Here is a 12,713-nt window from a genome sequence, read left to right on the forward strand (position 1 = left end):
CACTCGACACACCGCAGCCAAATGCTGCGTCTGCCCTTCGAATTGAAAGAGAGTACCGTCGTGCGTCACCGCATCGCTGCTGTCTCCGCCGCCGCCCTCCTCGCCCTGGCCGCCGGCGCCACGGGCATCGCGCAGGCACAGCCCGCGAGCCTGTACGCCCCGTCCGCCGTGGTCCTCGCCGTCGCCCAGGGCGACGACGGGGTGACCGTCGTACGCGCGTCCACCCTCAGCTGCGCACCGACCGCCCAGGGCACGCACCCCAACCCCCGGGCCGCCTGCACGGCCCTCGCCGCCACCGCCGGCACCCTCGACGGGCTCCTCGCCGCCCCGAACCCCGACCGCGCCTGTCCGATGCACTACGACCCCGTCACCGTCACCGCGGACGGCGTCTGGCAGGGCAAGCGCATCTCCTGGAAGCACAGCTTCTCCAACGCGTGCGCCATGTCCGCGACCCTCAACGGCAACCCGGTCTTCGCCTTCTGACCACCTCCGAGCACCTCTGACCGGCTCTCCCGGCGCGGCGTGCGCACGCCGCGCCGGGAGGGGGGTCGCAGCTCGATCATCGGCCGTCGCATCCTTGGACTGAGCGAATCGCGCACTCGCGCGCCACGCCACCCGAGCGATCAGGAGGATCCGATGAACGCCGCCGGAGAAGGACCGCAGCTGCCGGACGCGGTCAGCGTCGCCAATGCGAAGACGACGCTCCTCCAGCTCCTCGCCCGGGCGGGCGTCTACACCGGCGACGCGGAGGAACTGATCGGACTCGTCGCGGCCGGCTCCCTGGCCCGCGCGTACGAGGAGATCGCCGCCGGCGCGCGGACCGCTCCGGGGGACAAGGGCGAACCGTACGACTCCGGCTGGCTCGACGGCGCCCGCGATGTCGTCGACGCGCTCGGCGGCATCGCGGACCAGGCCGTGCGCCAGGCCGTGGGAGCGGACGCGTCCGACCCCTCCGATCCGTCGGCCGGCTCCCCGGAGGACCGCCCGCGCGTACGGCGGATGGAGGTGGAGCGGGCCCAGGTGGCGGTCTCCCCGCTCTACCTCTCCTTCGCCTCCGTCTCCGACTTCGACCCCGAGGTCACCACCGAGGTGCTCACGGCCGTCCTCGGCACGCTGGGCTCCCGGCAGCGGGCCCTGTACGCCGGACGCCTCACGGAGTTCAGCTCGGCCCATCAGGCCCGCCTGGAGCGGCTGTACGCGGAGTACGGACCCGGCAGCGCGATCGCGATCCACGGCCGCTACTCCCTCATCCACTCCCCCACCAGCCTCGCCGTCCTGGAGCGCCTGGCCACGGCCCCGGCCGCCCTGCGCGAGGAATGGGACGCCGGCGAACTGCCCCCGGCCTGGCTGGACGGCCTGACCACGGCCTGGGACGCCTCGGCCTGAATCCCCGAACCCATCGCGGGGAGATCGCGGGGAGATTGTCCTATTGGATCAATCCTCTCGACTGCTTACTATGCGCCATAGTCGATCACTCCGAAGTGCAGGTGGTCTACGGCCCCGGGATCACCCACGGGCTTCGGCTGAGGCGCCTTGCACCATGTCGAGAGGGGGGCCGATGGGGCCTGACCTGGAAGTTCCGCCGCTCTTCACTCCCATCCCGTCTGCGATCCATCCGGCACACGCGGAGATAGACGTCCAGACCGCGGCTTGGGCCGAAACGTTTCGCATCGGGTCCGAAGAGCTGCGCGGCCGACTGGTGAGGCAGGACATCGGCATGTTCGCGGCCAGGATCCTCCCGGAGGGCCGCGAGGGAACCGTCTCCCTCCTCGCGGACTTCATCCTCTGGCTCTTCGGCGTCGACGACGGGCACTGCGAGGAGGGGGAACTCGGCAACCACCCCGGCGACTTGGCCGGCGTCCTCTCGCGGCTGCTGCGGGTCGCGCAGAACCCCGAGGCCCCCATGCTGCTGGACGACCCGCTCTCCGCCGGGCTGCGCGACCTGCGCTACAGAGCCGACCACTACGGAACGGCCGGACAAGTCGCCCGCTGGGTGGACACGTTGCGCGAGTACTTCTTCTCCGTGGTCTGGGAGGCCTCCCACCGCAGCACGGGCACGGTGCCCGATCTCAACGACTACACCCTGATGCGCCTCTATTCCGGCGCCACTTCGGTGGTGTTCCCGATGCTGGAAATGGGCGGTGGGTACGAACTCCAGCCGCACGAGCGGGACCGTACGACGGTGCGCGCCGCGGCCGAGATGGCGTCATTCATCATCACCTGGGACAACGACATCTTCTCCCACCACAAGGAGCGGACCGGGGCGGGCTACTACCTGAACGTCCTGCGGGTGCTGGAGGACGAGCAGGGCCTCGACGCCGCCCAGGCGCTGGACGTGGCGATCGCCCAGCGGGACCGCGCGATGTGCCTGTTCACACGGCTCAGCACCCGTCTGGCCACGGAGGGAAGCCCGCAGCTTCGCCAATACCTTCAGGGCCTCGGGTCCTTCATACGGGGCGCCCAGGACTGGGGCATCAGCTCCCTGCGGTACAGCTCCCCCGACGACCCGGCCGGCATCCCCTCCGTGTTCCGCGACACGCCGACCGACTCCCGGCACGAACCGCTCGGCATTCCCGCCGTCGACTGGTGGTGGGACCTGCTCCCGGAATCCGCGCCGCTGCCCGACTCCGTATCCGCGGACCGGAGCGCGTAGAGCGGCCGGCCCGCACGCGGCGGCCCGGGGCCTCGCGCGCGGAGACGACCGGTTCCCGGTGACGGCGTTCGGGACCGGGCACGCGATCGCTCCACGCGACGTGAGGCCGCCCCGTCAGCTCCGGCGGGGTTCGACGGTCATCAGGATGCGGTCGGCACGCGCCACCGCGGAGGCGACTTCCCGCGGCGTGTGCCCCGGAACCGGTGTGAGGCGCCACCGGGAGAGCAGCGTCGCGATGGCTATGGTCACCTCCGCCCAGACGAAGGTGTCGCCGATGCACTTGCGGTTGCCCGCGCCGAACGGGACGTAGGCCTCGCGTCCGAGTCCCGCCTCGGCCTGGCGGTGCGGCAGCCAGCGGTCGGGGTCGAAGCTGTCGGGGTTCGCGTAGAGGTCCGGATCCCGGTGTACGGCGTAGAGACTGAACGCCACCTCGGTGCCCACGGGAAGGGTGAAGCCGCCCAGCTCGACGGGGACCGTGTTGCGGCGCATGAGCAGCGTCACGCCGTGCAGGCGGATCACCTCGTCGATGACCCGCCGCAGGCACACGAGCCGGGGAACGTCCGAGATGGAGACCGGCCCGTCGCCGACGACGTCCCGGATCTCCGCGACCACCTGGGCCTCGACCTCGGGATGGGCGGCCAGCTCGTGGAAGGTCCAGGCGAGGGTCGCCGCGGTCGTCTCCGCTCCCGCGAAGAGGATCGTGCTGAGCTCGTCGCGGACCTCGGCATCGGTCAGGGGCTCGCCGCCCTCGCTGTCCTGAGCCCGCAGCAACAGGGAGAGGAGATCGTCGCGTTCGGTGTCCCCGGAGCGCCGGGCGGTGAGGATGACCTCGTCGATCACCCGGCGCAGGCTCGCCGACGCCGCGTCGAAATCGCGGTTGGCGCGGATGGGCAGCCGGTCCAGGAACTTCGGGGAGGCGGCCCGTACCAGCAGGTTCTTCAGGAGAACGGGCAGGTTCTCGCGTACGGCCGCCACGGCCGGCAGGCCGATGTCCGCGGAGAACAGCGTCGAGGCCAGGGTCTCGATGGCGTAGTCGGCCATCGCCTGCTCCAGGTCCACCTCCAGCCCCGGAGTCCAGGAGTCGGCGAGAGCCAGCGCGTTGCGGCTCATGGTGTCGGAGTACCCGGCGATGCGTTCCTTGGAGAACATCGGCTGGATCAGGCGGCGGTGCTTGCGGTGGACCTCGCCGTCGGAGTTCGCCAGCCCGTTGCCCGCCAGGGGCCGCAGCCGGTCGAAGAAGCGTCCCTTCTCGAAGTCGCGCGCCTGGGTGACCGTCACTTCACGCACCAGGAACGCCGAAGTGGCGACGTACATCGGCATCGTGCCGAGGTCGACGCGGACCAGGTCCCCGTGCTCCCGCAAGCCCGTCAGAAAACCGAAGGGATCACGCCACAGGTGCAGGGCGTGCCCAAGCAGCGGCACCGCCCCGGGCGCCCGTGGGACCGACCGCAACTCAACATCCGACACTCTGGGTTCCTCTCCGATGGGGCGTACGTGACCGGCTAACTGGAACACACCGGCGCAACCGCGCACTCGCCAGGGGCGCTTCCGGCCGGCCTGTTCCGCGGCCGCTGATCGCGGCGCCGACCGGGCGCCCCAAGGGATCTCGCAAGCCGGGGAGTTGGAACCCGGCCCACTCTGCTGACGCCCCGGCACACCCGGTTATGCTGCGTGTCGCTGCCGTTACGCCGCTCTGCCTACGCGAGCACACCTGCGGATCCGGCCGAACCCAGGTCCAGGCCGGCAGCGACTTGACACATGTCCGGCTCCCTTTTCCACGCCGCTGCTTTCGGAGGCCTCGTGACGACCCCGTACCCAGACGCAACCGGTGCTTCGCCCGCGCCCGTCCCGCCTCCGGGATGCCCCGCACACCTGCCGCAAGGTCCCCGGCCGGACGGCCTGCGGCGGCTGTACGGGCCCGAGGCGGAGGGCTCGCCCTACGCCATGTACGACGAGCTCCGCCGGCAGCACGGCTCGGTGGCACCCGTGCTCCTGCAGGACGACGTACCGGCCTGGCTGGTGCTGGGACACCGGGAGATCCTGGAGGTGATGCGCAACCCCAAGCAGTACTCCAGCGACTCCCGCGTCTGGAAGGTCCAGCTCGCCCCGACGTCCCCGCTGCTCCCCATCACCGCCTGGCAGCCCCTGGTGGCCTTCGCCGACGGCCACGAGCACGCGCGGCTGCGCGCCGCGATCACGGACAGCCTCGGCCGCTTCCGCCGCCGCGGCATCCGCAGCTACGTCGTCCGCTACACCGAGCAGCTGATCGGCGAGTTCGCGGGGAACGGCAAGGCCGATCTCGTGTCCGACTTCGCCGAGAAGCTCCCGGCCCTGGTCGTGGGGCGCCTCTTCGGAGTCCCCGAAAAGGACGCGCCGGCCGTGGGTGTCGCCGTACGGGACATGGTCAAGGGCACGGCAACCGCCCTGGAGAGCAACACGTTCGTCGTGGGCGTCCTGACCGAGCTGGTACGGCGCAGGAAGAGCAGCCCGGGCGAGGACTTCACCAGCTGGCTGCTGAGCCACGAGTCGGACCTCAGCGACCACGAGGCGATGGAGCACCTGCGGCACGCCATGGTCGCCGCCATCGAGAACACCACCAACCTGATAGCCAGCACGCTCCGGATGGTCCTGACCCACCCCCGCTTCCGCGCGAGCCTGTCCGGCGGCTCCATGACGCTGCCGGACGGCCTGGACCAGGTCCTCTGGGACGACCCGCCGCTCATCGTGCTGCCCACCCGGTGGGCGACCGCCGACACCCAGCTCGGGAGCCAGCAGATCCGGGCCGGTGACCTGGTGATGCTGGGGCTGGCCGCCGGCAACGTCGACCCCGAGATCCGGCCCGACCTGACCACACCGGTGCACGGAAACCGCTCGCACCTCGCGTTCGGCAGCGGGCCCCACGCGTGCCCGGGTGAGGACATCGGACGGGCGATCGCGGAGACGGGCATCGACACGCTGCTCGCACGGCTGCCCGACATCCAGCTCGTCGGGGAGGAGAGCGACCTGCGGGTGTCCGCTTCCCTGCTCTCCAGCCGCCTGGACAACCTGCCCGTCCACTTCACCCCCCGCCCCACCGGGAACAGCGCCAAGCCCGAGGCGGGCCCCACGGCCAAGGCCGGCGTCGCGGCGCCGGCCGTCCGGATCCCGTCCCCACCGGCCGCCGGAACCGGCGCCGGCACCGGCGCCGGCACCCGCCGGCCCTGGTGGCGAAGCCTCCTCTCCGGCCGCCGGTAGCGGACACGGCATGACGGGAGGCCCGGCCAGGCGATCCACGCCGTGGTCCGGGCCTCCCGCCCGTGTCGTTCAGGAGAGCAGCGCGCCCCTGCCCTGGAGCCGGACCGGCAGGTTCTGAAGGCCCTGGAGCGGGATGGACGCCACGGTGGTGGGGGCCTCGTCGGCGAGGGCCAGGCCGGGGAAGCGCGCGAACAGCGCCCCGAGCGCCACTTCCGCTTCGAGCCTGGCCAGGTTCGCACCGAGGCAGTAGTGCGAGCCGTGCCCGAACGCCAGGTGGTGGCGGGCCGCCCGGTCCAGGTCGAAGCGGTCCGCGTTCTCGTGCACCTGCGGGTCCCGTCCGGCCGCGAAGAGCGCGGCGATGACGGGCTCTCCCTTCTCGATGGTGACTCCGCCGATCTGGACGTCCTCGGTGGCGTACCGCATGAGGGCGTACCGCACCGGCGAGGAGTGGCGCAGCCCCTCCTCGACGGCGTCCGCCCAGGTGTGGGTGCCCGCGACGACCGCGGCGACCTGCGAGGGGTCGCTCAGCAGGCTGTGCACGGTGCCGGTGATGAGGGCAACGGTCGTCTCCTGCCCGGCGATCAACAGCAGGAACATCGTCTGGACCAGCTCTTGGTCACTGAGCCTGTCGTCGTCCGCGTCACGCGCCCGGATCAGTTCGGTGGCGAGGTCGGCGCCGGGGTTCTCGCGCTTCAGGGCGATCAGCTGCGCGAGCTCGCCGGCGATCGTCATCTGGGCCGCCAGAACCCCGTCCTGGTCGGACGACTCCGACGGCTGAGGCGTCACCAACCGGTCGAAGGCACCGCGCAGCCTCGCGGCCGCGGCCACGGGGATGCCGAGAAGTTCACAGATGACCTCGACCGGCAGCTGCCACGCGAACTCCTCGCGAAGATCGACCGCTTCGTCCGCACCGGCGCTCTCCAACCGGTCGAGCAGAACGCTCGCGATCTCCTCGATACGCGGTCTCATGGCCTCGACGGAGGCACGCCGGAAGGCGGAACTGACGAGCCCGCGCAGCCGCGCGTGAGCCGCGCCGCCCGCGTGGAGCATGCCGGCCCCCTGAATGAGCGCGCCGAGCTCCCAATCCGGGGGTATCCGACCGTCCGTCAGGGCCTGCCAGTGGACGGCGTCCTTGCTGAGCAGAGCATGCCCGAGCGCGTCCCTCGACGTCTGGTGGTCGAGGGTCGCCACCGCCTCCACACCACCGGGCAACAAGACCTTCCGGACCGGACAACCCGCCCCGCGAAGCGCATCGGCTTCAACGGCGGGGTCAGCGCCCGGATCGAGCGGGAACGGGATGGCATCAAGGTGTTGCACGAGTGCTCCATCACTAGGGTGGCACGTTCTTCGAGGGGCACGCCAATTGTGCCCAACACCCCAACGACCTGCGAAAGTAGGGCCGCCGCACCCTCAACCGGGCCCCCGGCCCGCCGGTCGGTCAGGGGCGCGATCGACGTCACCGTCACTTCGCCTGGGCGAGGCGGACCGCGTCGGGGCCGGCCGGGAAGCGGAGCTGGCCGGTCGTGTCGTGCGCGGCTCGCCACACCGCCTCGGCGACGTCGCTCTCCTTGGTGAGCAGGTCCTCGCCCATGGCATGCCGCGCCAGCAGGGTGCGGAGCTCTTCGAGGCACATGACTCCATTGCAGCACCGCGATCGCCCGCCACGCGGCCCGGCCGGCCAGGAACCGAATTGATCACGTTTGACGTCTTCGGGGGCACATGATCACGCAGAACGGGCGGAAAAGGAGAGACTGATATGAAAACCCCGGGGGCAATGCCATCCCGTCGCACGCTGCTGACCGTGGGAGCGGGGGCCGCGCTGGCCGTGGCGGTGCCGGCGGGCGCGGCCCGCGCGGCCTCGGCTTCGGCTTCGGCGTCGGTTTCGGCGCCGGGCGAGGCGGCCGGCGTCACGGCGCGGCTGCGCGTACTGGAGCGCGAGTACGGGGCGCGGCTGGGGGTGTACGCGCGGGACACCGCCACGGGCCGGACCGTGCTCTACCGCTCCGACGAACCGTTCCCCATGTGCTCGGTGTTCAAGACCCTCGCGGCGGCGGCCGTGATGCGGGACCTCGACCACGACGGCACCCACCTCGCGAAGCGGATCCACTACACGCAGCAGGACGTCACGGACGCGGGCGGCGGAGAGATCACGAAGCGGCCCGAGAACATCGCGGGCGGCCTGACCGTGGCCGAACTCTGCTCGGCGGCCATCGCCCAGAGCGACAACGCCGCCGGGAACCTCCTCCTGCGCGAGCTGGGCGGTCCCACCGCGATCACCCGCTTCTGCCGCTCGCTGGGGGACCGCACGACACGGCTCGACCGGTGGGAGCCCGCGCTGAACTCGGCCGAACCCTCACGGGTGACCGACACCACCAGCCCGCGCGCGATCGGGCAGACGTACGCGCGGCTCACCCTCGGCGACGCGCTGACCCCCGGGCACCGGGAGCGGCTGACCGGGTGGCTGCTGTCCAACACCACCAGCGGTGACCGGCTCCGGGCCGGGCTGCCCCGCGACTGGGCCGTCGCGGACAAGACCGGAGCCGGTTCGTACGGGACCAACAACAACGTGGGCATCGCCTGGCCGCCGGGACGGCCGCCTGTGGTCCTGGCCATCCTCAGCACCAAGCCGGACGCGGCCGCGCCCCGTGACAACGCTCTGATCGCCGACGCCGCGAAACTGCTGGCGGACACGTTCGCCTGACGGTCCGGGACCGCGAAGCCGCCGCGGCCCGGTCACCTGGGGGTGGCCGGGGCGGCGGCTTCCAGGTCGTCGATGCTGCCGGACATGACGGCGCGCACGTTCCGGGTCAGGTGCTCGGCCGGCCAGTCCCACCAGGCCAGCGCGAGGAGGCGGTTGACGTCCGCCTCGCTGTACCGGGTCCGGATCAGCTTGGCCGGGTTGCCGCCGACCACTCCGTAGTCGGGGACGTCGTCGACGACCACGGCCCCGGAGGCGATGATCGCGCCGTGGCCGATGCGCACTCCGGGCATGACCGTGGCACCGTGGCCGAACCAGACGTCGTTGCCGACGACGGTGTCCCCGCGGCCGGGGAGGCCGGTGATGAGATCGAAGTGCTCGGCCCAGGCGCCGCCCATGATGGGGAACGGGAAGGTCGAGGGCCCGTCCATGCGGTGGTTGGCGCCGTTCATGATGAACCGGACGCCGGTACCCAGTGCGCAGAACCTCCCGATGACGAGCCTCTCCGGCCCGTAGTGGTAAAGCACGTTGCGGGTCTCGAAGGCGGTGGGCTCGTCCGGATCGTCGTAGTAGGAATACTCGCCGACCTCGATCAGAGGAGACGTCACCAGCGGCTTCAGGAGCACGACGCGCGGCTGTCCGGGCATCGGGTGGAGCACGGTGGGGTCGGGCGGATCAGCATGCACGGGTGAACCACTCCAGACGGTCTGTACGCGCGTGGGCAGTACGTCCATGATCCCGGACCGCACGCCCAGCCCGCCTTCAACGCCTGTGTCTGACGCCAACGTCTGGATCTGACGCGCGGGCTCAGCCTCCGGACTTCCCGCGGCGCATCTCGCGTACCGGCTCGGGCGACGGGCCCGGCCGGTCCAGACGGCTCGCCTCGTCGGTGTCGGCCGCCCGGACGGGTGCCGGCTCGTCCTGGCCGGTGGGTTCGGTCCGCCGCTCGACGTGCGGGGCGCGCCGCCGTTCCTTGTCGTCGTGACCGTGCAGGGGAACGCCTCCGGCGCCGCCTTGGTCTTCCATGGCTCCGTCCCTCCATCCGTCTCGTACCTCTCCCCTCGCGCCTGCCCGGAGCCCGGTGCGGAAAACCCGAAACCCCGCGGCCGCCCGAGTGAGGCGGCTGATTGAGACGCTGCGGTCCGGGCAGGCGTCCCCGGTACGAGAAACCCGCGCGGGAGCCGGACGGGCGCGCAGCGCGTACGGCCCGGCCCGCGGAACGACGACGCCGAGGTGAGGGCACCCATGCAACGGACCACCGAGCCGGAACCCGAGGGCCCCGGCCCCACACCGGCAGGGCCGAACGCGATCCCCCGGGAGCAGGTGCGTCCGGACCCCGGTGGGCGGCCGCCCGCGCCCGATCCCGTACCGGACCAGCCGTCTCCCGCGGAAGAGCCCGTGGTTCCGGAACCGCCCGACTGAACCTCGCCCGCCCCCGGCCCGACCGGAGCCGGCCCGACCGGACGCCGGCCTGAACCCCGGACGAACCCCGACTGACGGAGGTGCCCCTGATGCGTATCGCCTTCCTCACGGCGCCCGAAGGCGTCGAGGAGACCGAACTGACCGAACCCTGGCGAGCCGTGCTGGACGCGGGCTGGAACCCACAGCTGGTGTCCACCGAGCCCGGCCGCGTCCGAGCGTTCCGCCACCTCGACAAGGCGGGCACGTACACCGTCGACCACGTCCTCGCGGGCGACACGGCGGACGCCTTCGACGCCCTGGTGCTGCCCGGCGGCGTCGCCAACCCCGACGCGCTGCGGATGAACGAGCGCGCCGTCGGGTTCACCCGCAGCTTCTTCGAGGCGGGCAAGCCCGTCGCCGCGATCTGCCACGCGCCGTGGACGCTCGTGGAGGCGGACGTCGTACGGGGCCGGACCCTCACGTCCTGGCCGAGCATCGCGACGGACATCCGCAACGCGGGCGGCACCTGGGTGGACGAGGAGGTCCACGTCTGTCACGCCCGGCCCGCCACGCTGGTCACCAGCCGCAAGCCGGCGGACCTGTCGGCCTTCTGCGGCACGCTCGTGAGGGAGTTCGCCGCGGCCCGCTCACTGAGCGGCGCGACCTGATCGCCGAGCGGCCGCCGGAGATGCCGGAGGAGGCCGTGGCGATCATCCGCGCGCTCTTCGCCGGCGAGTCCCTGAACCACCGCGGGCAGTACTTCGACGTCAGAACGCCAAACTGTGGGATCTGCCCGACCGGCCCCCGCCGATCGGCATCGCGGTCTGCGGGGACCGGTCCTGCGAGGTGGCGGCCCGGTACGTCCGCCCGGAGGACGTACCGGAGTCGATCCCCTGCGGGGACGACGTCGGCGCGGTCGTGGACGCCGTCCGGCCGTTCGTGGACGCGGGGTTCACCGAGGTCGCGCTCGTCCAGGTGGGCGGCGAGCACCAGCAGCCCTTCCTGGACTGGTCCGGATCGACGCTCCTCCCGGCCCTGCGCGAACTCCGTCCGCCACGCGGGCCTGAGCGGGCGTCCGACAGGCTGACCGGACGGGGCGGGGCCGTCGAAAATTGCGTGCCGTGCGGGGCGTAGGACGTGCAGAATCGCGCCATGGCGAACATGGGGGCGTTCCGGGACGCGGTCGGTCAGTGGGCGGCGGGGGGTCCCGGTGGACCGGCGAGCGATCTGGCCGTGCGACTGGGGCTGCGGACGGCGGTGCTGCTGGAGGGACTGAGCGACCTCGCGGCCGTCGACGCGCTGGCCGCACGGCGCGGCCGGGACCTCGCCGCCGAAGGCGTGTGCGTCGTGCGGATGGGCGGGGCGATGAACATCGGCCGCTACGCCGCTCTGCTCGGGCCGCCCGGACTCGGTCTGCGCCTGACCGGGCTGTGCGACGCGGGCGAACGGGGCCACTACGACCGTGGCCTGGAGCGGGCCGGGGCGCCGCGCCTGGGCTTCTTCGTGTGCGCGGCGGACCTGGAGGACGAGCTCATCCGCGCGCTGGGCACGGCGGGCGTCGAGGAGATCATCCGGGGCGAGGGCGACCTGCGCGCCTGGCAGACCTTCCTGCACCAGCCGGCGCACCGGGGCCGCTCCCGCCAACAGCAATTGCGTCGCTTCCTCGGCACGAAGAAGGGCCGCAAGATCCGCTACGGCCGTCTGCTGGCGGAGGCCCTCGGCCCCGGCCGGGTACCGGCCCCGCTCGACGACCTCTTCACGGCCCTCTGACCGCGAGGAAGGCGATCGCCTCGGCGATCAGAGGCGGCAGCTGATCTCCATGCCGCCCTCCACCGGGAACGTGACGCAGCTCGTGGGGCCGATCTACCACCGCGTCCTGGTGACGGCGGAACCCGTCGGCCGGGCCTTCACCGACCGCCTCGTCGACGACTTCCTGCACCGCCACGCACCGGCGCCGCCCGCCTGACCCCACCGCCGCGCGGCGCCCGCGGGCGCGGCGCCGGCCGGCCCTACTTGCTGTGCAGGATCTGGATCAGGTTGCCGCAGGTGTCGTCCAGAACGGCCGTGGTGACCGCGCCCATCTCCAGGGGCTGCTGGGTGAAGACCACGCCGAGGGCGCGCAGCCGGTCGAACTCCGCCGGCACGTCGTCCACGACGAAGGCGGCGAGCGGGATGCCGTCCTTGGCCAGCCCCTCCCGGTACGCCTTCACGACGGGATGACCGGCGGGCTCCAGCAACAGCTCGGTCCCGTCGGGAGCCTCCGGCGAGACCACGGTCAGCCAGCGGTCGTCGCCCAGCGGGACGTCGTGCTTCTTCACGAAGCCCAGCACGTCCGTGTAGAAGCGCAGGGCCTTTTCCTGGTCGTCGACGAAGACGCTGGTCCGGTGGATCTTCATGGGGTGTTCTCCGGGGTGGTGTCGGGCCTGAGCCACCGGGTCGCGATGCGCTCAAGTGGTTCGGTGTTCAGATCGTGGAACTTGTAGCGGCCCTCGCGCCGCGAAAGGACCAGCCCCGCGGATTCCAGAACGGCCAGGTGCTGGCTGATCGCCTGGCGGGACAGCCCCAGGCCGTGCTTGGTCACCAGCCGCGCGCATATTTCGAACAGGGTCTGGCCGTCGCGTTCCACCAGCTCATCGAGGATGCGCCGACGGGTGGGGTCGGCCAGCGCCTTGAAGACATCCTCCGCCATGACCCTCACCATAGGCAAGCAACGGCTTGCCTATCAAC

General features: G+C 71.9%; 14 protein-coding genes and 2 pseudogenes. 9 read left to right on the top strand and 7 right to left on the bottom strand.

Annotation, left to right across the window (positions count from 1 at the left end; all coding sequences use genetic code 11):
* Positions 1 to 60 precede the first annotated feature (60 nt).
* The 3 genes from OG982_RS00310 to OG982_RS00320 all read left to right on the top strand — a co-directional run bounded on the left by OG982_RS00310 (position 61) and on the right by OG982_RS00320 (position 2,653).
* The gene (locus OG982_RS00310; RefSeq protein ID WP_266790822.1) at positions 61 to 483 is read left to right on the top strand and encodes an SSI family serine proteinase inhibitor; all 423 of its coding nucleotides are present in this window, start codon (positions 61 to 63) and stop codon (positions 481 to 483) included.
* A 153-nt stretch (positions 484 to 636) separates the two neighbouring features.
* Positions 637 to 1,386 carry a hypothetical protein gene (locus tag OG982_RS00315; RefSeq protein ID WP_266790820.1) on the top strand — a complete coding sequence of 250 codons (750 nt, stop codon included), beginning with the start codon at positions 637 to 639 and terminating at the stop codon, positions 1,384 to 1,386.
* 172 nt (positions 1,387 to 1,558) lie between these two features.
* A complete protein-coding gene (locus OG982_RS00320) occupies positions 1,559 to 2,653 on the top strand; it encodes a selina-4(15),7(11)-diene synthase (protein ID WP_266790818.1) in 1,095 nt (364 codons plus the stop codon).
* A gap of 114 nt (positions 2,654 to 2,767) precedes the next feature.
* On the opposite strand, the gene OG982_RS00325 is transcribed toward OG982_RS00320, so the two are convergent.
* Positions 2,768 to 4,105 (bottom strand): cytochrome P450, encoded by a 1,338-nt coding sequence (locus OG982_RS00325; protein ID WP_266792311.1) that lies wholly within the window; start codon positions 4,103 to 4,105, stop codon positions 2,768 to 2,770.
* A gap of 492 nt (positions 4,106 to 4,597) precedes the next feature.
* On the opposite strand from OG982_RS00325, the gene OG982_RS00330 reads away from it, so the two are divergent.
* Entirely contained in the window at positions 4,598 to 5,887 is a 1,290-nt protein-coding gene (locus OG982_RS00330) for a cytochrome P450 (protein ID WP_266790816.1), read from the top strand.
* A 69-nt stretch (positions 5,888 to 5,956) separates the two neighbouring features.
* Here the strand turns inward: OG982_RS00330 and OG982_RS00335 are convergent, their stop codons facing one another.
* Positions 5,957 to 7,078: a cytochrome P450 gene (locus OG982_RS00335; protein WP_266790814.1), complete on the bottom strand. Its 1,122-nt coding sequence runs from the start codon at positions 7,076 to 7,078 to the stop codon at positions 5,957 to 5,959.
* A 271-nt stretch (positions 7,079 to 7,349) separates the two neighbouring features.
* Positions 7,350 to 7,475, bottom strand: a pseudogene (locus OG982_RS00340) (short-chain dehydrogenase/reductase); the annotation flags it as partial.
* A 186-nt stretch (positions 7,476 to 7,661) separates the two neighbouring features.
* Here OG982_RS00340 and bla point away from each other — a divergent pair.
* Complete coding sequence (bla, locus tag OG982_RS00345; protein ID WP_266790811.1) at positions 7,662 to 8,588, top strand: class A beta-lactamase; 927 nt, start codon at positions 7,662 to 7,664, stop codon at positions 8,586 to 8,588.
* A 32-nt stretch (positions 8,589 to 8,620) separates the two neighbouring features.
* On the opposite strand, the gene OG982_RS00350 is transcribed toward bla, so the two are convergent.
* Positions 8,621 to 9,232 (bottom strand): CatB-related O-acetyltransferase, encoded by a 612-nt coding sequence (locus OG982_RS00350; protein WP_266792310.1) that lies wholly within the window; start codon positions 9,230 to 9,232, stop codon positions 8,621 to 8,623.
* Between the two features lie 160 nt (positions 9,233 to 9,392).
* A complete protein-coding gene (locus OG982_RS00355) occupies positions 9,393 to 9,611 on the bottom strand; it encodes a hypothetical protein (protein WP_266790810.1) in 219 nt (72 codons plus the stop codon).
* Positions 9,612 to 10,096: 485 nt separating this feature from the next.
* Between OG982_RS00355 and OG982_RS00360 the strand changes: the two genes are divergently transcribed.
* The 4 genes and pseudogenes from OG982_RS00360 (at position 10,097) to OG982_RS00375 (ending at position 11,952) form a co-directional block, all read left to right on the top strand.
* Positions 10,097 to 10,654, top strand: a complete 558-nt coding sequence (locus tag OG982_RS00360; protein ID WP_266790809.1) for a type 1 glutamine amidotransferase domain-containing protein — start codon at positions 10,097 to 10,099, stop codon at positions 10,652 to 10,654.
* Between the two features lie 17 nt (positions 10,655 to 10,671).
* Positions 10,672 to 11,033 (top strand): annotated as a pseudogene (locus OG982_RS00365) (LLM class flavin-dependent oxidoreductase); the annotation flags it as partial.
* A gap of 105 nt (positions 11,034 to 11,138) precedes the next feature.
* Complete coding sequence (locus tag OG982_RS00370; RefSeq protein WP_266790808.1) at positions 11,139 to 11,756, top strand: TOPRIM nucleotidyl transferase/hydrolase domain-containing protein; 618 nt, start codon at positions 11,139 to 11,141, stop codon at positions 11,754 to 11,756.
* A 49-nt stretch (positions 11,757 to 11,805) separates the two neighbouring features.
* Positions 11,806 to 11,952: a hypothetical protein gene (locus OG982_RS00375; RefSeq protein WP_266947683.1), complete on the top strand. Its 147-nt coding sequence runs from the start codon at positions 11,806 to 11,808 to the stop codon at positions 11,950 to 11,952.
* Between the two features lie 43 nt (positions 11,953 to 11,995).
* On the opposite strand, the gene OG982_RS00380 is transcribed toward OG982_RS00375, so the two are convergent.
* Positions 11,996 to 12,382, bottom strand: coding sequence for a VOC family protein (locus OG982_RS00380; RefSeq protein WP_266790806.1), 387 nt, complete (start codon positions 12,380 to 12,382; stop codon positions 11,996 to 11,998).
* Positions 12,379 to 12,675, bottom strand: coding sequence for a helix-turn-helix transcriptional regulator (locus tag OG982_RS00385; RefSeq protein ID WP_266790805.1), 297 nt, complete (start codon positions 12,673 to 12,675; stop codon positions 12,379 to 12,381). The genes OG982_RS00380 and OG982_RS00385 overlap by 4 nt, the downstream gene beginning before the upstream one ends.
* Positions 12,676 to 12,713 lie beyond the last annotated feature (38 nt).

This window comes from Streptomyces sp. NBC_01551 (assembly GCF_026339935.1).
Taxonomy (GTDB): Bacteria; Actinomycetota; Actinomycetes; order Streptomycetales; family Streptomycetaceae; genus Streptomyces.